This window comes from Enterococcus sp. MSG3299 (assembly GCF_050555765.1).
Taxonomy (GTDB): Bacteria; Bacillota; Bacilli; order Lactobacillales; family Enterococcaceae; genus Enterococcus; species Enterococcus faecalis.
In genome coordinates this window covers 567710-586938 of record NZ_CP187869.1, presented here as the reverse complement: position 1 = coordinate 586938, position 19229 = coordinate 567710, and the positions used below count along the sequence as shown (strand labels likewise).

Annotated in this window: 15 protein-coding genes and 1 other annotated feature; of the genes, 6 read left to right on the top strand and 9 right to left on the bottom strand. The window is 38.1% G+C overall.

The window, feature by feature from the left end; translation table 11 throughout:
- Positions 1-46: 46 nt before the first annotated feature.
- Positions 47-2461 carry a leucine--tRNA ligase gene (leuS, locus tag IGL23_RS02965; protein ID WP_025188380.1) on the bottom strand — a complete coding sequence of 805 codons (2415 nt, stop codon included), beginning with the start codon at positions 2459-2461 and terminating at the stop codon, positions 47-49.
- A gap of 122 nt (positions 2462-2583) precedes the next feature.
- Positions 2584-2816, bottom strand: a binding site (T-box leader).
- Between the two features lie 50 nt (positions 2817-2866).
- Entirely contained in the window at positions 2867-5086 is a 2220-nt protein-coding gene (locus IGL23_RS02960) for an autolysin (protein WP_123836218.1), read from the bottom strand.
- Between the two features lie 316 nt (positions 5087-5402).
- Here IGL23_RS02960 and IGL23_RS02955 point away from each other — a divergent pair, with 316 nt between their 5' ends.
- The 5 genes from IGL23_RS02955 to IGL23_RS02935 all read left to right on the top strand — a co-directional run bounded on the left by IGL23_RS02955 (position 5403) and on the right by IGL23_RS02935 (position 9453).
- Positions 5403-6062 carry a DUF1700 domain-containing protein gene (locus tag IGL23_RS02955; RefSeq protein ID WP_010820693.1) on the top strand — a complete coding sequence of 220 codons (660 nt, stop codon included), beginning with the start codon at positions 5403-5405 and terminating at the stop codon, positions 6060-6062.
- The gene (locus IGL23_RS02950; protein ID WP_033594527.1) at positions 6062-7087 is read left to right on the top strand and encodes a DUF4097 family beta strand repeat-containing protein; all 1026 of its coding nucleotides are present in this window, start codon (positions 6062-6064) and stop codon (positions 7085-7087) included. The genes IGL23_RS02955 and IGL23_RS02950 overlap by 1 nt, the downstream gene beginning before the upstream one ends.
- Positions 7088-7255: 168 nt before the next feature.
- On the top strand, positions 7256-7906 hold the full coding sequence (locus IGL23_RS02945; RefSeq protein WP_002355669.1) for a phosphatase PAP2 family protein: 651 nt from the start codon (positions 7256-7258) through the stop codon (positions 7904-7906).
- Between the two features lie 15 nt (positions 7907-7921).
- On the top strand, positions 7922-8890 hold the full coding sequence (locus IGL23_RS02940; protein ID WP_002355668.1) for a TIGR01212 family radical SAM protein: 969 nt from the start codon (positions 7922-7924) through the stop codon (positions 8888-8890).
- On the top strand, positions 8890-9453 hold the full coding sequence (locus IGL23_RS02935) for a class I SAM-dependent methyltransferase (RefSeq protein WP_002355667.1): 564 nt from the start codon (positions 8890-8892) through the stop codon (positions 9451-9453). The genes IGL23_RS02940 and IGL23_RS02935 overlap by 1 nt, the downstream gene beginning before the upstream one ends.
- 57 nt (positions 9454-9510) lie before the next feature.
- On the opposite strand, the gene IGL23_RS02930 is transcribed toward IGL23_RS02935, so the two are convergent.
- The 5 genes from IGL23_RS02930 to erfC form a co-directional block, all read right to left on the bottom strand.
- Positions 9511-10179, bottom strand: a complete 669-nt coding sequence (locus IGL23_RS02930; RefSeq protein ID WP_002363221.1) for an ABC transporter ATP-binding protein — start codon at positions 10177-10179, stop codon at positions 9511-9513.
- 4 nt (positions 10180-10183) lie between these two features.
- Positions 10184-11263, bottom strand: coding sequence for an ABC transporter permease (locus tag IGL23_RS02925; protein WP_002394967.1), 1080 nt, complete (start codon positions 11261-11263; stop codon positions 10184-10186).
- Between the two features lie 138 nt (positions 11264-11401).
- On the bottom strand, positions 11402-12007 hold the full coding sequence (locus tag IGL23_RS02920) for a TetR/AcrR family transcriptional regulator (protein ID WP_002355664.1): 606 nt from the start codon (positions 12005-12007) through the stop codon (positions 11402-11404).
- A gap of 408 nt (positions 12008-12415) precedes the next feature.
- Positions 12416-14185 (bottom strand): multidrug ABC transporter ATP-binding protein/permease ErfD, encoded by a 1770-nt coding sequence (gene erfD, locus IGL23_RS02915; RefSeq protein WP_033594528.1) that lies wholly within the window; start codon positions 14183-14185, stop codon positions 12416-12418.
- On the bottom strand, positions 14185-15900 hold the full coding sequence (gene erfC, locus IGL23_RS02910) for a multidrug ABC transporter ATP-binding protein/permease ErfC (RefSeq protein ID WP_002355662.1): 1716 nt from the start codon (positions 15898-15900) through the stop codon (positions 14185-14187). Before erfC ends, erfD begins: the two co-directional genes overlap by 1 nt.
- A 253-nt stretch (positions 15901-16153) precedes the next feature.
- Here erfC and IGL23_RS02905 point away from each other — a divergent pair, with 253 nt between their 5' ends.
- Complete coding sequence (locus IGL23_RS02905; RefSeq protein WP_002358755.1) at positions 16154-16816, top strand: TetR/AcrR family transcriptional regulator; 663 nt, start codon at positions 16154-16156, stop codon at positions 16814-16816.
- Between the two features lie 80 nt (positions 16817-16896).
- Here IGL23_RS02905 and IGL23_RS02900 read toward each other — a convergent pair whose 3' ends face one another.
- Together IGL23_RS02900 and IGL23_RS02895 are read right to left on the bottom strand one after the other, a co-directional pair.
- Positions 16897-17688: an alpha/beta hydrolase gene (locus IGL23_RS02900; RefSeq protein WP_033594529.1), complete on the bottom strand. Its 792-nt coding sequence runs from the start codon at positions 17686-17688 to the stop codon at positions 16897-16899.
- Between the two features lie 38 nt (positions 17689-17726).
- A complete protein-coding gene (locus IGL23_RS02895) occupies positions 17727-19193 on the bottom strand; it encodes an MDR family MFS transporter (RefSeq protein WP_002364774.1) in 1467 nt (488 codons plus the stop codon).
- Positions 19194-19229: the final 36 nt, after the last annotated feature.

Genomic DNA, 19229 nt, shown 5'->3' with positions numbered 1-19229 from the left:
TGACGTTTTGATACGTCCGGCTCTTTTTTTAATAAAAATATATAACTTAATTTGCAACAATATTTACTAATTTATCTGGAACAGCAATCACTTTGCGCACTGTTTTTCCTTCAATAAATTCTTTAACAACTTCATGGTTCATTGCAATTTTTTCTAATTCTTCTTTGCTTAACCCACGAGCGACATTTTGTTTGCCACGTAATTTTCCGTTCACTTGGAAAACTACTTCCACTTCATCTTCTACCAAGGCCGCTTCATCATAGGTTGGCCAAGGGACATAAGTTAAACTTTCCTCGTTACCTAAAATTTGCCATAGTTCTTCACCAATATGTGGCGCGATTGGCGCAAGTAATTGGACAAATCCTTCCACATATTCATAAGGTAAGGCATCCACTTTATTGGCTTCATTCACAAAAACCATTAATTGAGAAATCGCTGTATTAAAGTGCAAGTTTGCCATATCTTCTGTCACTTTTTTAACCGTTTGATGATAAACTTTCGTTAAACGGCCATCATTAATTGTGGTAATTCGGTCACGCATTTTGCCTTCTTCATCAACAATCAGACGCCAAACGCGATCTAAGAATTTACGACTTCCTTCTAATCCATTTTCATTCCAAGCAATGGAAGCATCTAATGGGCCCATGAACATTTCATAAAGACGTAACGTATCCGCACCATATTTAGCCACCACATCATCGGGATTTACAACATTGCCACGTGATTTAGACATTTTTTCGTTGTTTTCTCCTAAAATCATACCTTGGTTGTATAATTTTTGGAAAGGTTCTTTGGTAGGAACCACACCAATATCATATAAGAATTTATGCCAAAAACGAGCATAAAGTAAATGCAGCACCGCATGTTCGGCACCACCAATATAGATATCAACTGGTAACCAACGTTTTAATTTTTCAAAATCAGCAATTTCATTTTTATTATGAGGATCAATGAATCGTAAGTAATACCAAGAGCTTCCAGCCCATTGTGGCATAGTATTCGTTTCACGTTTTCCCTTCATGCCAGTTTCAGGGTCGACGACATTGACCCATTCATCAATGTTTGCTAATGGCGATTCCCCAGTTCCACTTGGGCGAATATCCGATGTTACTGGTAAACGTAGAGGTAACTCAGATTCAGGAACCGTTGTGGTTGTTCCATCTTCCCAATGGATCACAGGAATTGGTTCACCCCAGTAGCGTTGACGAGAGAATAACCAGTCACGTAAACGATAAGATACTTCTTTTTTCCCTACGTGATTTTCTTCTAGCCACTCATTCATTTTAGCGATGGCTTCTGCTTTGTTTAATCCATTTAAGAAATCAGAATTGATATGCGGTCCATCCCCTGTATAGGCTTCTGTTGTAATGTCGCCACCTGCGATTACTGGTAGGATATCAATGCCAAATGTTTTCGCAAATTCGTAATCCCGTTCATCATGCGCTGGGACCGCCATGATTGCGCCTGTGCCATAGCTTGCTAAAACATAATCGCCAATCCAAATTGGAATTTCTTGGCCATTGACTGGATTTATAGCATACGCACCTGTGAAAACACCTGTTTTTTCTTTTGCTAAATCCGTTCTATTTAAATCAGATTTTTTTGAGGTTTCTTCAATATATGCTTCTACAGCTGCTGTTTGTTCAGGTGTCGTAATTTTTTTAACTAGTTCTAGTTCAGGAGCTAGAACAGTATAGGTTGCACCAAACAAGGTATCAGGACGGGTTGTAAACACCGTGAAACTTTCTTCTGTGCCAGCGACTTTAAAGGTCACATTGGCTCCTTCAGAACGTCCAATCCAATTTCGTTGCATATCTTTAATACTCTCTGGCCAATCAACAAGCTCTAAATCTTCTAATAAGCGATCTGCATAAGCAGTAATTTTCAGCATCCATTGACGCATTGGTCGGCGAACCACATCATAACCACCACGTTCACTTTTTCCATCAATGACTTCTTCATTTGAAATAACAGTTCCTAATTCAGGGACCCAGTTAACCGCAACTTCTGCTTCATAAGCTAACCCTTTTTCATATAATTTTGTAAATATCCATTGTGTCCATTTGTAATATTCAGGATCAGTGGTATTAATTTCACGATTCCAATCATAGCTGAATCCTAGTGAATTAATTTGGCGACGGAATGTTTCGATATTTTTCTTAGTAAATTCAGCTGGGTCATTTCCTGTATCTAACGCATATTGCTCTGCTGGCAAACCAAACGCATCCCAGCCCATTGGATGCAACACATTATAGCCTTGCGCACGTTTCATACGTGAAAGAATATCGGTTGCTGTATAGCCTTCCGGGTGACCTACGTGTAAGCCTTGTCCAGATGGATAGGGAAACATATCTAGTGCATAAAATTTTTCTTTATTTGGGTCGTCCAATGTATTGAAACAATTGTTCTTAGCCCAATATTTTTGCCATTTTTTCTCAATCTCTTTGTGATTGTAGCTCATGTTATTCCTCCTAGTAATATAAAATTTTTCATTCTTAAAATTTGCCACCTGCAGCCATTGTCACTATTCTGACTTAAACTAGCCACTTAGTGATAAAAAAAAAAGTCCTATAGGAAAAATTCCTATAGGACGTGAACATACAAATGCAACGTGGTACCACCTAAATTCGTCAAAGAAACGGTCAGTCACCGTCACCTTAACCTCAAACGTCTTAACGATCGTCACCGACTTTTCCTACTTGGTTTGTTCAAAAAAGTAACTTAAAGGCGAGTTCAAAAGCTTCTGTACGTATTTCCACCAGCCATACGCTCTCTATCACATGGTTCTTTCTACTATTCCTTCTCATTGTTTTTTTTTATTATAAGACTCATGTTACCAAAGATAGCTATTTTTTTCAATCTTAAATTAACCAACTTTTAAAGTTTGACCAATATAAATTGTATCCCCGCTTAAGCCATTTAATTGTTTGATTTTTTGGATGCTGATTCCGTATTGCATTGATAAGCCCCAAAGTGAATCACCGCTTTTAACTGTATGGCGTTTGCCTGATGCACTATTTGTTGAAGAAGCATTGCCACCTGCAGAAGCGCCTTTTTTCACGATGATTGTTTGACCAGCAAAAATTAAATCGCCTTTGATCCCGTTCCATGAACGTAGATTAGCAACACTAACACCGAATTGTGCAGAAATTTTGTTCAAGGTATCGCCTGATTTAATCGTGTAGTACGTATTCGTTCCTGATTGATTATTGTTAGAGCCACCATTACTTGAGCCACCGGTGTTACCTGAAGTACCTTTTTTCACAATAATTTTTTGACCAGCGAAGATTAAATCGCCAGAAATGCCATTCCATGAGCGTAAATTAGCAACACTCACGCCATATTGCGCAGCAATTTTGTTCAAGGTATCGCCTGATTTAATTGTGTAGTACGTATTCGTTCCTGATTGATTATTGTTAGAGCCACCATTACTTGAGCCACCGGTGTTACCTGAAGTACCTTTTTTCACGATGAGTTTTTGACCAACGAAAATTAAATCGCCAGAGATGCCATTCCATGAGCGTAAATTAGCAACGCTCACGCCATATTGCGCGGCAATTTTATTCAAGGTATCCCCTGATTTTACAGTATAGTACGTGTTCGTTCCTGATTGATTATTGTTAGAACCACCGTTGCCTGAGCCACCAGTATTACCTGAAGCACCTTTTTTCACGATGAGCTTTTGACCAACGAAAATTAAATCGCCAGAGATGCCGTTCCATGAGCGTAAATTAGCAACGCTCACGCCATATTGCGCGGCAATTTTATTCAAGGTATCCCCTGATTTTACAGTATAGTACGTGTTCGTTCCTGATTGATTATTGTTAGAACCACCGTTGCCTGAGCCACCAGTATTACCTGAAGCACCTTTTTTCACGATGAGCTTTTGACCAACGAAAATTAAATCGCCAGAGATGCCGTTCCATGAGCGTAAATTAGCAACGCTCACACCATATTGCGCGGCAATTTTATTCAAGGTATCTCCTGATTTTACAGTATAGTACGTGTTCGTTCCTGATTGATTGTTAGAACCGCCTGTTCCTGGATTAACTGTTCCGCCCCCAGTATTTCCACCAGAAGATGGTGTATCATATTGAGTTAAGTTATATGCGGTAATGACATTATTTAATTTAGCATTGTAGCTAGGATCTGTCGCATAACGACCTGTTAACCAAGCAGTTGCATCGCGATACGAGCTTGTATTGCTTTTCCAAGCCCCAGCATAATAGTAAACGCCCGCTTGGAAAGAAGTTGTTTTTAGCACGTGCGCATTATCTTGGAATGATTCCATATAAGAAGGATATTTACGGAAAGGTTCTTTTTTCACTAACCATTTGCCGTTTAAATATTCCCATGTATCCATATAGACAGATTGTCCATTGTAGCTGCCTTTAATCCCAAATAAGTTATAGTTTGGTGCCTTAGATAACGTACTTGCCCCCCAACCACTTTCAACGATTGCTTGAGCCATCATCACTGATGCATATAAATCATTGGCTTGCGCAATAGGTTGTGCACAACGAGCTAACTCGGCAATAAATTCTGAAGGACTTTGCGTCGGTGATAACGCTGAAAAAGTTTGCGCAGAAGCTACTCTAGCTTCTGGTACTTTTACTTCATCATCGGGTGTAACCGCAGGCGCTGCTTCAGACTCGGTTGTTGAAGGAGCTACTGGCGTGATTTCTGCTACTGAAGAATCAGTCGTTCCTGATTCCACAGGTGTAGTTGAATCAACTGTTGGTTGCTCGGTACTTGGTGTTGTTGGTGTTTCTTTTGATGATTCAGTTGTCGATTCAGTCGTTGTTGACGAATCCGTTGTCGGTTGTTCCGTAATTCCTGGCGTAGTTTCTGTGGTTGGTGTCTCTACTAAGCCAGTTTCTGTAGTAGGTGCTTGGGCAACTTCCGCATTTGTTGGCTGCTCTTCTGTTGCCTCAGCAGTCACTGGTAGTAACGCAACGGGCGTTCCTACAGATGAAACAATTAACGCCGAGCTGAATAAAGTAGTGCTCTTCTTCCATTGTACTGGCGTTTTCTTTCTTTGTTGTGCTTTCCTTCTTTCGATACGTGACATTGATTCTTTCTTCATTGATACGTCCCCAACTTTCCTTTTTTAACTTATATGTAAATGTAATTTTTTAGTTTTGTTATTATAACAAGTATACCTTTTTTTCTGGCGAATTAAAAACACTTCAACAAAATTTCATATTACTGTAACTAGATTGTAAAGAAGTAATGTTTTTTAACATGGATTTCCTCTCTTGTTACTACTCGGAAAAAAACTGCGACTTTAGTTGTAGACGCTTCTTTACCTTAGTCTGATTTTTTTAATTCCTCTTGTTATTCGCCCAAAAAGAAATTATAGTTTAAGATGAGAAATGAATCGTGTAGAAAGAGGGAGCGGAATGAATAAAGAACATTTTATTATTGAGCTGAAAATTTATTTAAAAGCATTAAATCCAAAAGATCAAGCTATTATTCTTGCGAAATACAAGGCGTTATTTGATGCTCGTGTTGCGGAAGGCGAAACAGAAGAACAAGTGGCAAAATCATTGGGGAAACCACGAGTTATCGCAGAAGAAATTTTAAAAGAACAAGGCATCGAATTGACGGAACGAAAAATTGAAAATAATGGTTGGCAAGAAATTCCAGCGGCTACACCTGCTTATGATCATCCCTATGAAGAAGAATCTGAATTTTACTATGATAATGATTCTCCATACTATCGACGACCACAGCATCGGCCACTAACCCGATTTTTCCAAGTGCTTGGTATTTTCTGTTTAAATTTTTTCTTCATGTTTTGGGTTATTTTAGGGATTGCCTTAATGTACGTCGGTTGTGGCATTGCCGGAGCTGCAACTTTATTTTCACCAATTTATGGTATTTATAGTGTCATTACCCAAGCAAATGCCGCTTCCTTTTTCCAATTATCTATGAGTCTCTTTTTATTTGGTGCATCAATCATTGGTTGGTTACTGTTTCTACCAATTTTAAAATTTTCAGCACATGTCTTTAAGCGTTATTTCCAATGGAACATTGCTGTTTTACGAGGTGATATCTAATGAAAAAAACAACAGGGATTCTCTTATCCATTGCTGTCTTAGCGATGCTAATTGGTGGATCTGGCGCCGTCTATTTTTACAAACAAGCGGAAAAATCAGTCACGCCATTAAAAGAAAGTTATACACTAAAAAATAAACAAGCAGGCGAAGAACTTCACTTATCCTTAAAAGGCAAAGGCCCTTATACCATTTATAAAACTGATAGTAACAAAATGGGATTACGATCACCGAATAATGCCTTTTATTCAAAAGCTGAAGGCACCTTAGATGTCAAAGAAGAAAAAAATAAAATAACAGCAACCATCAATACCACTCGTACACAAAACCAACCCGAATTGTCATTCTTTAATATTGGTATTTTTAGTGACTTCACACCGAACGTGAGTGTCCAGATTCCTAATAATGTGAAAAAGTTAGTAATTGATGGCTCAACCCATTCACCAGTTTCATTGAATGCTTTTAACGTAGACGAATTAACAACTAATCTACCAAATTCTTATGTTAGTCTATCGGGTGTTAAAGCAAAAAAAATGACGCTTAACTCTTCAGATGGTATCTACCTTTCAGCGGATACTTCCGCTAAAAAAGCAACAGTTGAAACCACTGACGGCGATATAACGTTGGATTCAGCCTATTTCGATGAAATCAAAAATACTACTACTTCTGGTGATATTCGAGTGCAAAATGCTCGTGGAAACATCCAAGCAACAACGACAGATGGCGATATTAGCGTCTATGATTTCAAAGGAGAAGCTAACTTTTCAAGTGAAAATGGTGATTTTTCTTTAGACATGCCTGCTGTGCCTAAAAAATTAACTGTCGCTCTTGTCCATGGAGACATTTATGTAAATTCTGGAGAAATTTTGCGTAACATTTCAATCAAAGGTGAATCAAAATTAGGCGATGTTCAACTTTTAAACAAAGAGCGAACATCTTATAAGAATGGTCGTGCGGATACAGAGTTTAACCTTTCTAGCGAATTCGGCGATATTACCGTTGATACTCCTGATGATGATAATCAATAACCATGCACCATTTAAAAAAGTTCTGGCACCACAATGAGAGATTGTGGTGCCAGAACTTTTTTAATATCTGTATCCCCTCCAAATCAGGCAATGAAATTATCTTTTAATTTTTTACTCTTTTGATGGTATAATACGGATTGTTGCGATTAAATTTTGAAAGGATTTTTTATGAAAAACAAACTTTATTATCAATTTGCAGGTAGTTGTTTTCTTTTAGTATTTATGTTTTTAGGCTATGTTGTTCGTTTTTATCCAACCTGGCTCAAAGGCTTTGATCAAACGATTACTTCTTTTGTTCGTCGTCCTTTTCCACAGCTAAATAACTTTTTTATTTGGTACACCAAATTTGCCAATTCATTGACGATTATCATCTTAGCAATCGTTGTCATTGCTCTGTTTATTGTTTGGAAATATTATGCTGAAGCATTATGGCTCTTTATTAATACTGCCTTAATTGCTGGCGTAGGTAATTCTTTATTAAAATTATTCTTTATGCGCCAACGTCCTACTTTGGAGCATTTAGTAACTGAACATACGTATAGTTTTCCTAGCGGACATGCTGTAGGAAGTACCTTGTTCTACGGCACTATTTTATTGATTCTGCCAATTTTCATTAAAAATAAAACGGTCCGCCTTTGTGTGCAAATTTTACTAGGTATTGGGATTTTCATGATTGGGGTTAGTCGAATCTATTTAGGTGTTCATTTCCCTAGCGATATCTTAGGTGGTTTTTGTCTTGGTTTAGCTTGGTTGTTATTAAGTTACCCTATTTATTTAGAAAAACGCTTTGTTTGGCGATTTCAAAGCAAACAACGCTAGAAAGAAGTCTTGATTATGCAAATTTTTCCTTATTCAGATGATCCAAATAAACGCTATCACACTTGGAACTATGCACTTCGTCAACAGTTTGGTGAAAAAATTTTTAAAGTGCCAATTGATGGTGGCTTTGATTGCCCCAATCGTGATGGGACCGTTGCCAAAGGTGGTTGTACGTTCTGTAGTGTTTCTGGCTCAGGCGACATGATTGTTGCACCTAGCGATCCCCTGCCGCTTCAATTTCAAAAAGAAATCCAATTGATGCATCAAAAATGGCCAACTGTCGATCAATACATTGTTTACTTCCAAAATTTCACCAATACACATGCGCCAGTTGACGTTATTCGTCATCGGTTTGAACAAGTAGTCAATGAAAAAGGCGTCGTTGGTTTATCCATTGGTACCCGTCCTGATTGTTTGCCTGATGAGGTAGTGAACTATTTAGCCGAATTAAATGAACGCTTTTATTTATGGGTAGAGTTGGGTTTGCAAACCACGTTTGAGGAAACTAGCGCTGCCATTAATCGTGCTCATGATTATCAAACATATCTAGATGGTGTAGCTAAATTACGGAAACACGGGATTCGGGTCTGTACACATTTAATTAACGGGCTACCTGGGGAAACACCTGCCATGATGCGCGAAAATGTGCGGCGAACTATTCAGGATTCAGATATCCAAGGGATTAAACTGCACTTACTTCATTTAATGACAAATACCAAAATGATGCGGGATTATAATGAAGGACGCTTACAATTGATGAGCAAAGAAGCCTATGTTTCAGTGATTTGTGATCAGTTAGAAATGATTCCACCCGAAATTGTTATTCATCGCTTGACAGGCGATGCTCCCTTTGAAACAATTATCGGACCGATGTGGAGCTTGAAAAAATGGGAAGTTCTCAATGCGATTGATGCGGAAATGAAACGCCGCAACAGTTATCAAGGAAAATATACTGTCATTTCAGGAAAGGAAGTTTTCAATTAATGCTACAAACAGCCCTACATTTTAGTCACCAACTTTTAAAAGAAGTGGTGGAACCTGGCGACTTCGTCATTGATGCAACAATGGGAAATGGTCATGATACAGCATTCTTAGCAGAGCTGGTTGGCCCTTCTGGTGAAGTTTTCGCCTTTGATATCCAAAAAGAAGCGTTGATCAATACAGAACAAAAGTTAACAGAACTTAATTTACTCCCACAAACTACGTTATTTCCATTAGGACATGAACATCTTCATGCTGTCCTAGATGAAGAAACAGAAATCACTGCCGCTATTTTTAACTTAGGCTATTTACCTAAAAGTAATAAGGAAATTATTACAAAACCCGCTACGACTAAACAGGCGTTAGATGGGTTACTGCCTCATTTGGTAAAAGGAAGTCGCATTATTTTAGTCGTTTATTATGGCCACGAAGGTGGTTCAGAGGAACTTGATTTGGTCACTAATTACACGCAAGCCTTACCACAAGATGTTTACAGTGTCTTACGTTATGAGTTTATCAATCAAAAAAATCAGCCACCTGTTCTTTTCTGTATTGAAAAGAAATAAGAGAACATGGTCGGATTGTCTCCAGCAATCCGATCATGTTCTCTTTTATTTGTTTTGTTACTCTGTCAATTCACCATCACGAATACGAACCACTCGATCACAGTATTTCAACAAACGCTCATCATGTGTCACCATGATAATCCCTTTATCTTTCTCTTTGGCCTCTTTCGCTAGTAATTGGACAACATCAAATGCCTTTTCTGTATCTAAACTAGCCGTTGGTTCATCTGCCAAAATTACGTCTGGCTCATGATACAATGCACACGCAATGGCTACCCGTTGTCTTTCCCCACCAGAGAGATCACGAGGATAACTATTTCGTAATTCTTTTAAACCCAACGTCTCTAACAATTGCTCTTTTAATTCACTATTTTTACGTGATTTATCAACTTTTTCAATTAAGTGAAATTGATCTTCCACTGTTAAAAATGGCACCAAATTAGAGCTTTGTAAAATAAAGCCGATTTTTTGAAAACGTTGCGCCAAACGTTGCTTCTTCGTTAACTTATTTAGTGATTGCCCGCCAACAATGACTTCACCACTTGTCGGTGCCTGTAAACCAGCTGCAATCGTTAAAAAGGTACTTTTACCAGAACCAGAAGGACCAATTACTGCGACAAATTCACCTGGCTGAACCGCAAAAGATAATTCTTTTAACGCGATCACTTCTGTATGTTTTTCACCATATTTTTTATAAATATTTTTCATTTCTAAAACATTTGCCATGTCTTTAACCTCCAATCGCGATTAACGGATCAATTTTAGCAATCGTTCGAATTGAAAATGCCCCGCCAATTAATGCAGATAAAATCAATAGTACACTAAACAAAATCATGCGTGGTCCATTAGTTGCATAAGGCATCGCTTCTGGTAAAAAGAGCACGGTAATTCCCGTTAAAGCAAGACCAATCGCCACTCCTAGAACAGCCAATAAAGCGGTTTGTAGCATGACTGCCTTTGCTAAGAAACTAGTCGGCACCCCTTGAACTTTTAAGACACCGAACATTGCTGTTTTCTGTAAAGTCATCACAAAGATAAAAATACCGATAATGAACGCTGCAATCACAATCAAGAAATAAATCATGCCATCCAAGGTCAAGTTTTGAGCGCTGTATCCTGGCAGTTTTTCAATAAAATCTGAAATTGAAAGAACTTGGCTGTCTTTATTAGTCGTTTTAACTTCCGCGTTGTCCTTGCTGCGAACAATGAAACCATTAACCATTTTGGCCATTGCTGGATTGTCACCATATTTAATTGACCGCCAAGTATCCAGAGAAGTGTAAATAACTGGCACAATGTTATAGCTACTTTTAGAAATAAAGCCGACAATTTCTAATTGCTCATCATATTTCCCTGCAGTTAATTTGTCGCCAATTTTAAATCCTTGATTTTTCAATGATTCTGAAGCAATCACTTGATTTTTATCAGTAAATGCGTTTCCTTCAATCACTTTTGGCATTAAAAAACTTTCTTTTTCAATCCCAAATAAGCTAACATTCGTTAATTCAGCCTTTTTATCATCTGCTGGGCGGATGGCTAACGACTGTTGACCAATCGGTGCAATTTTGCCTCCTGAAATCGTCTCTTTCACGTTTTCATCTAACACTGATACATTTAAATTACTATTGGCCTCTTTTGATAAAACCACTTGATTCGCTTGCCATTGATCTACGGCTAAACGATTTCCTTGAGCTAAACCGTTCGCTAAACCTGACAAAATAAAAATTAACCAAGCAATCAAGACCATTACTAAGACTACAAGGACGTACCGTCCTTTTGAATACTTCATTTCATTAAATCCTAAAAACATGAATGGTTCACCTCTTTCTTCTTTTCGAAATAAACTATATCACTTATCAATCGATAAATCAATAATTATTTATCGATTGATAAGTGAATTTTACAAAAAAATAGAGAAGTCTGTTTTCCAACAGGGCTTCTCTATTTTTTATTTGTGACTTTTCAGAACGCCATGTAGCATAAATTGAATGAATTTTTTGACATCGTCATCCACTGTTTTTCGCTGGTACGTTTTTTCAATACTTAATAATGCACTAACGTTATATAAAATAAACCGAGTTGCATCATCTACACTGATGCCCTCTTGTAAGCAATTGGTTTCAGGTTCACTTTCAAAAATAGCCGCAATATTATTGATATAGGTTTTTTTGAAAATTTGATACAGCGTACGATTGTAATCAGGGCCCATTTCTTGAAACATGTCGTTCAACATTAAGAAAAGATTGGTCGGATGTTCATCTAACAAAACTTTGATTAATTGATAAAGTTTTTCTTCTACTGATGCATTTCCAGAAACAATTGGGACTAATTCTTCCTGAACACGGGACGTTAATTCTTCAATCACAGCTAAATACAGTTCTTTTTTATTTTTAAAATGGTGATAGAGATTCGGTTGGGTAATGTTCGCTTTTAAAGCAATTTCACGAGTGGAGGTATTTTTGAACCCCTTTGTCATGAATAATTCAGAAGCGACAGACAAAATAATTTGCCGTGTACGTTCTAAATCAGCTTTGCGTTTATTTGGCTTTTCCATGGTTTTCTCGCCCCCTGCTGCTTTTTATTTTAGCATATTCTCCGGCAAGAAACGAGAGACCTTTATACAAAAAACGAAAAATATACAATCAATGTGCCTACTATTTGGAGAAGAACCGCGCAATAATACCACCGCTGCAGATGTATCAGCCAGCCTTTTTCGCCCCCAAGATAAATCAACTACTGCAGTCCATAAAAAAACTATTAGCCAACAACCAAAAAAGCAGTGCCGATTTTGTCCATCGATTCTCTCTGAATACACTCAGTACAAATAAAGTATTTAGCACCAAAAACGTGCGCCGTAATTGCCGTACATTCCTCATTTTCCCCATTGATATATCTCCTTTTTCTATTTAGCATAGCAAAAAAAGAAGCAAATGAGAATGACTCATTTTGCTTCTTTTTCAACTTATTCAAAAACAAATTGATTTTTATAAAGTTCCGCATAGAATCCATCTTGTTCAACTAGTTCATGGTGGTTGCCTTCTTCAATGACTTCACCGTCTCGTAAAACAATAATCCGATCCGCATTTAGAATCGTTTTCAAACGATGGGCAATCACAAAACTGGTGCGCCCTTTAATTGCTTCGTCCATCGCTTTTTGGATTTTAGCTTCTGTTACTGTATCAACATTACTTGTTGCTTCATCCAAAATTAATAATTCTGGATTGGTAATAATCGTTCGTGCAATACTTACTAATTGCTTTTGCCCCGTACTGAAAAGGTTATTCTCTTCCGTAATCTCAGTATCATAGCCTTGCTCAAGATTTACAATAAATTCATGGATATTCGCTTGTTTCGCTGCTTGAACAATTTCTTCATCCGTGGCCTCTGGCTTACCAAAAGCAATATTCTCACGAATTGTTCCTGAAAATAGAACGGACTCTTGCAAAACAATGCCTACATGTGAACGCAAGCTATCTAAATCCATTTCACGAATGTCCACACCATCAAACGTCACGGCGCCTTCATTCACATCATAAAAGCGATTCATTAAATTCATAATCGTTGTTTTTCCTGAGCCTGTCGGTCCGACTAAAGCGACCATTTCACCTTTATCCACATGAATAGAAACATCTTTCAACACAGGCGTTTCTGGATTATAGCCAAAAACAACATGATTTAAAGCCACAGCTTTGTTAATCTCTTCTAATTTTCCGCCATTTTCGGGACGAATTTCATCTGGTTCATCAAACATCTCATTTAAACGACGAGCGCCTGTAACAGCTAATTGAATCATGCTATAACCTGAAGAAATTTGCATCAATGGTTGATAATATTGTTGGGAATATTGGACAAACATAACGACTAAACCTAACGCAGCGGCACGATCAACAGAACCATTGATTGCTAACCAACCACCAAAGAAAATAACAATTGCCGTATTGACTAATGACATTCCTTGCATCATTGGGAAAAGTAATCCTGAATACACTTGACCTTTATACGTAGCTGCACGAACTTTTTCATTTTGCTCTAAAAAGCCGTCAATGGTTTCTTCTTGTAAGCCATTAGTGATGATCACACGTTGCCCACTAATTTTTTCATCCATATAGCCATTTAATTTACCCACTTCATCTTGCTGTAAATCGACATATTTGCGCGCCTTGCTAATCACAAAGACCGCAATTAAAATCGCAATCGGCGTAGAAGCAATTGTGGCCCATGCCAGTTCCACATTTTGACGGAACATCATGATTAAGACACCAACCAATAAGGCAATATTGGTTAATACTTGTAGCAACGCTTGGTTTAAACTGTTTTGGATGTTGTCTAAGTCACTAGTAAAACGACTTAAAATTTCACCATCTTGATGAGAATCAAAGAAACGAATCGTCAATTTTTCTAATTTGTTAAACAAACCAATCCGCATGCGGTTTGTTGATTTCCCCACGACTTGTGTAAAGAGAATACTGTAAATGAAACTAGCGGCACTAGTTAAGACATAAAAAATGAGTAGTTTCCAAATGACAGAAACGAACGCACTTTTATCATCTTTTCCTTGCATCACATTAACCGCATATTTCGCTAATTCCTGAATAGCTTCCCCAACGAATTGCGGCGCTTTGACTTGTAAATAAGTCGCTGCGAAAATTGCTAAGAAAATAAAGAGGAAAGAAACTTTGTAACGTTTTAAATAATGATAGAAAAATTTACCAGCTTTTATTAAATCAGTCATTAAGCTTCCTCCTTTCCTTTTTGAGTTTCATAAATTTCTTGATACACGGGGTTCGTAGCTGCTAATTCTTCATGCGTGCCTTCCCCGACTAAACGTCCATTATCCAATACTAAAATACGATCTGCATGGACAACAGAAGAAATTTTTTGGGCAATAACGATCGTGGTAGTCTCTTTTAACTCTTTATCCAACGCTTCTCGGACTAACCGCTCCGAACGAGCATCCAACGCGCTGGTGCTATCATCTAAAATCAAAATTTTAGGCTCACCAATCACACCTCTAGTAATTGATAACCGTTGTTTTTGTCCACCAGAAAAGTTATTACTCCGTTCTTCGACGGGCGCATCATAACCTTCTGCTAATTTTTCAATAAATTCCTTGGCTTGGGCGATGCCTGAAGCCCGTTCCATGTCCGCTTCAGAAGCGTCACGTTTACCATGGCGTAGATTTTGCGCAATCGTTCCAGAGAACAGGATTGCTTTTTGCAACACAAAGGAAACTGTTTTTCGTAAACTGTGTTCGTTCACTTCTCGTAAATCGACACCACCAACTTCAATCTTTCCTTCTGTCGGATCAAATAAACGTGGAATTAATTGTGCCAACGTAGATTTACCAGCGCCAGTTGCGCCCACAATCCCAATCATTTCACCTGGCTGAATAGAGAAAGAGATGTCTTTCAAGGTATCTTCTTCATCCCCAGGATAACGGAAAGATACGTGATCAAACTCAACACTACCAATTAACTCTTGTTCTGGGACTTTTTTGTAGGTAACATCTGGTTCTGTTTCCATCACTTCTTTAATCCGCTTAATGGAAACAGCGGCACGAGAAGTCATCATCATCATCATTCCGCCGATAATAATCGCCATCATGATTTGCATTAAATAGTTCATAAAGGAAGCGACACCACCAATTAAAGTTGGATCATCCTTGACTAAGTTACTCACAAAGAAAATCGAGCCTACAACGGCTAAGTTCGCCACCAACATAAACGCTGGAATCATCACAGCAAATAAGCTACCTACGATTAAGTTATGGGTGGTTAATTCTTCACTCACTTTTGTAAAACGTGACAATTGATTTTTTTCTTGAACAAATGATTTGACGACACGAATGCCTAACAAATTTTCTTTTGCGATACCATTAATCTTATCAATCAAGTTTTGAATAATCATGAAATGCTTGCCCATTTGCGAAAAGGACAGCATAGAAATCAAAATAACTGCGATGACAAGTGCAACAATCACCCACCATAGTTGTGGCAAGGTTAGCATCGCTAAAATAAAACTCCCGATAAATAAAAAAGGAATTCTAAAAAGTGTCTGCAACGCAATCATAATGACATTTTGAATTTGAGTAACGTCATTTGTTAAACGAACAACTAAGTTACCTGCTGAAAATTTTTCGATATTGCCAAATGAAAAGGTTTGGATTTTGCGGAAAGTTGCTTCACGAATGTCAGCACTGACACCTTGGGCAACTTTGGCAGAAAAAATTGTATTAATAACCCCTGCAACGAGTCCTAATCCTGCAATGGCAATTAATTGAATCCCTAAATTTTTCATTTTGTCGCTATCGTCATTCATAATTGCTTCCAACACTTGTTGTAACAATTTTGGTTGCCAAAGTGCTGAGACAACCATTACGATCACCGCCAACAAGGCAATAACTACCGAGCCTTTGTATTTTTTGGCGTGTTGAATAATAAGGTCCATCTTATCCCTACTTTCTTAAAATAGTTCCCTGCTTCTTCAGTGTTGGTCTGCGAATTCTTCCCCATTACAAAAAAATCAATTTGCTCATTGACTTCACCAATTTAACACTGTAAAATAAGGCCGATTCATAATTTACCATTTTTAGTGGTAAAATACAAGCGAACAAGTTAATTTTTCACAAGTTTTTCCTATCATAAAGTGTACCTTCTTTTTGATAAACTTACGAAGATAACGTTTAATAGGAGCTAAAATCATGGAACCAAAATTATCAAAAGACACGATTATTGCAGCCGCATTTTCTTTGTTAGAAAAAAGTCCCACTTTAGAACAACTTTCTATGCGTAAAGTCGCCAAACAGCTTGGTGTACAGGCGCCCGCAATTTATTGGTATTTTAAAAATAAGCAAGCCTTACTTCAAAGTATGGCTGAAGCGATTGAAGAGCACTTTCAAGAACCTGCATTATGTGGTGAATGGTATTCTGACTTACTGGCCTTCATGGAAAACTATTATGATCTCTATCAACAATTTCCCTGTGCCGTAGCTATCGAAATCCAAACCGTCCCTGCCTATCCCCAACGATTACGCCATTTAAATCAAATGATGGGCATTTTAAGAGAAGCAGGTTTTTCACCAGAAATGACTCATTTAGCAGTAACGTCTTTACAACATCTTTTATTTGGGATGATTATGGACGCAACGGAGGAAAAACAGCTCGTTTCGCAAGTGTTGAACGGAGATGACTATTTAAAAGAACAAGTGCTGCACATGAAACAATATGTCTCCGACAATGAGTTAACGTACATGGAGGAAAGCATTCAATTTCGACACTCCATCCACCAAAAATCCGCCTTTATTCAAGCCGTTAAAACCTACTTAGATGGTTTGCAAGCAGACAACACATCTTCATCTAAATAAAAAAAGCCCTTGGTCCGTCAGTCATTTCGACTGACGGACCAAGGGTTAACTTTTAAAATAAATTGCGAAAACTACTTTCTCTATTTTGGTATTGGTAGCCAAGCCAAGGCTTTTTGAATCCATTCATCCCAGAACTCCCAGTCATGTTCTCCTGGTCCAGTTTCAAAAGTATAACTTGCCTGTGCCTGTTCCAACGCTTGAGCCATCTGTTGATTAGCAGAAAGTAACATATCTTGCTCCCCACAACAAAGGTAAAATTGGGGCATTTCTGTTTGGCTTTCTACTAATTGTTGTAATAAATACAGCGGATCGTGAATGGAACCTTCAATTTGATCTAACGGGCCAAAAATACCTTCCCAATAGCTTCGCTTACGGACTTTTAATAATTCCCCAAAACTAGTGGATGATAAACTAACTGCCCCAGACAAAGAAGCAACGGCTGCAAAAGATTCTGGTTTCGCTAATCCTAATTTCAAGGCGCCATAACCACCCATTGACAAACCAGCGGCAAAGGTTTTTTCTCGTTTTGTACTTAACTGTGGAAAGAGTTGATGACAAATTTTCGGTAATTCTTCTGAGATAAACGTCCAATAGTTCATATCGTATTGCGTGTCCGTATACCAAGCTAAATCCGTGGACGGCATAATGACAGCAATCCTTAAATCAGCGACATACCGCTCAATAGAGGTTCTGCGAGCCCAGACGCTGTGATTCCCTCCCATCCCATGTAATAAATACAACACGGGAATATCTGTTAATGCTGCTTGGGTACTTGTGCCCACTTTTTTTACCGTTTCTTGTGGTAAAATTACGTTCACATTCACTTCCATTTCCAATACATTTGAATAAATATTTGCTTGTAAAAAGGCCATCTACTTTTCCCTCCAATACTCTTTCTATTAGTGTACCACTAAACCTTCGCTCGTTGCGCTTTTGCGAAAATATTTAACAAAAGAGCGACAACAACTAAGCCCGCACCGACTAAGTAAACATTATGCAGACCTGCATAGAGGATACCACGTAATGGTTTTAACAACGCAGCTGGAATTAAATTTGCAGTATGTGGATTCACTAATTGATTCATGACATCTGCATCGACGTTTAACGCGCTCGCTTCCAATTTCGCAAACATTCCTGCATTTAAAATCACACCAAAAATTGACACCATCACAGTCTGCCCAATTGTACGCACCAACGTATTAAACGATGTTGCAACCCCCATTTTTTCAGGCTCCACTGTACTTTGTGCGGTCACCGTAGTCGTTGTGATAGTAATCCCAAAACCAACTCCTAAGACAGAAGACACTACAAAGAAAAGCCAAAACGGAACGGCCATTGGCATTACCACTAAAAAGATGGCCCCGACTAATAGAATCGATAACCCAATCGTTAAAACTTTTTTCATAGCATATTTTTCCATAAAGCTACTTGCTATAAATGATCCAGCCATCCAAAGTAACGACATAGGCGCTAAAACTAAGCCACCAATTCCTGCACTTTTTCCTAAGACACCTTGCATCCACATCGGAATGTAGACATCAATCCCCATTAAGAAACCGCTAATAAGCGCCGCAATAAGATTTACTAAAACAAACGTTGGTTGATTAAATAAATGCAAATCAATCACTGGGTCTTGCGCGCGTTTTTCTATCATCACAAACGCTACAAAAAAGAGCACACTCAAACTCAAACAACCAAATGTTACTAATGTAAAACCATTATCGCTAATCATTTGAAAACCTAGCAATAACGTTAGCAGCACTGCCATCAAAGTAACGCTGCCCAAAATATCCATTGGCATCTTGGTCCGTTCCCGCTTTGGTTCAACTAAGAAAATACTAATCAAGCCCAATAAAACAAGTCCAATAGGAACATTAATGAAGAAAATCCAATGCCAACCGACTGTATCTACAATAAAACCACCTGCTAACGGACCAAAAATACTAGCAATTCCCCAGGCGGCGCTGTTTAAACCTAAAATTTTCGCTCGCTTGTCCAATGAATACATATCGGCAATAATCGTTAATGCAACTGGTAAAATTGCACCTGCCCCCACACCTTGAATTGCGCGGGCAATAATTAAAGTCAACATATCTTGGGCAAAGCCACACAACGAGGAGCCCAAAATAAAAATGATAATACCAATCATGAAGACAGGTTTACGACCAATTTTATCCGCAAGTTTCCCATAAATCGGTGTTAACATCGCATTCGTTAATAAATAAATTGAAAATACCCAGTTCATAATTTCCATACCATGTAACGAGCCGACAATCGTTGGCATCGCAGTAGACACAATGGTCCCTTCAATGGCTGTCATAAATGTTGCCACAAAAACACTCACCGTGACTAACTTAACATTTGTTTCTTTTGCCATTTGTTCACATCCTTTTCTATTCAATTGTCAATTTTC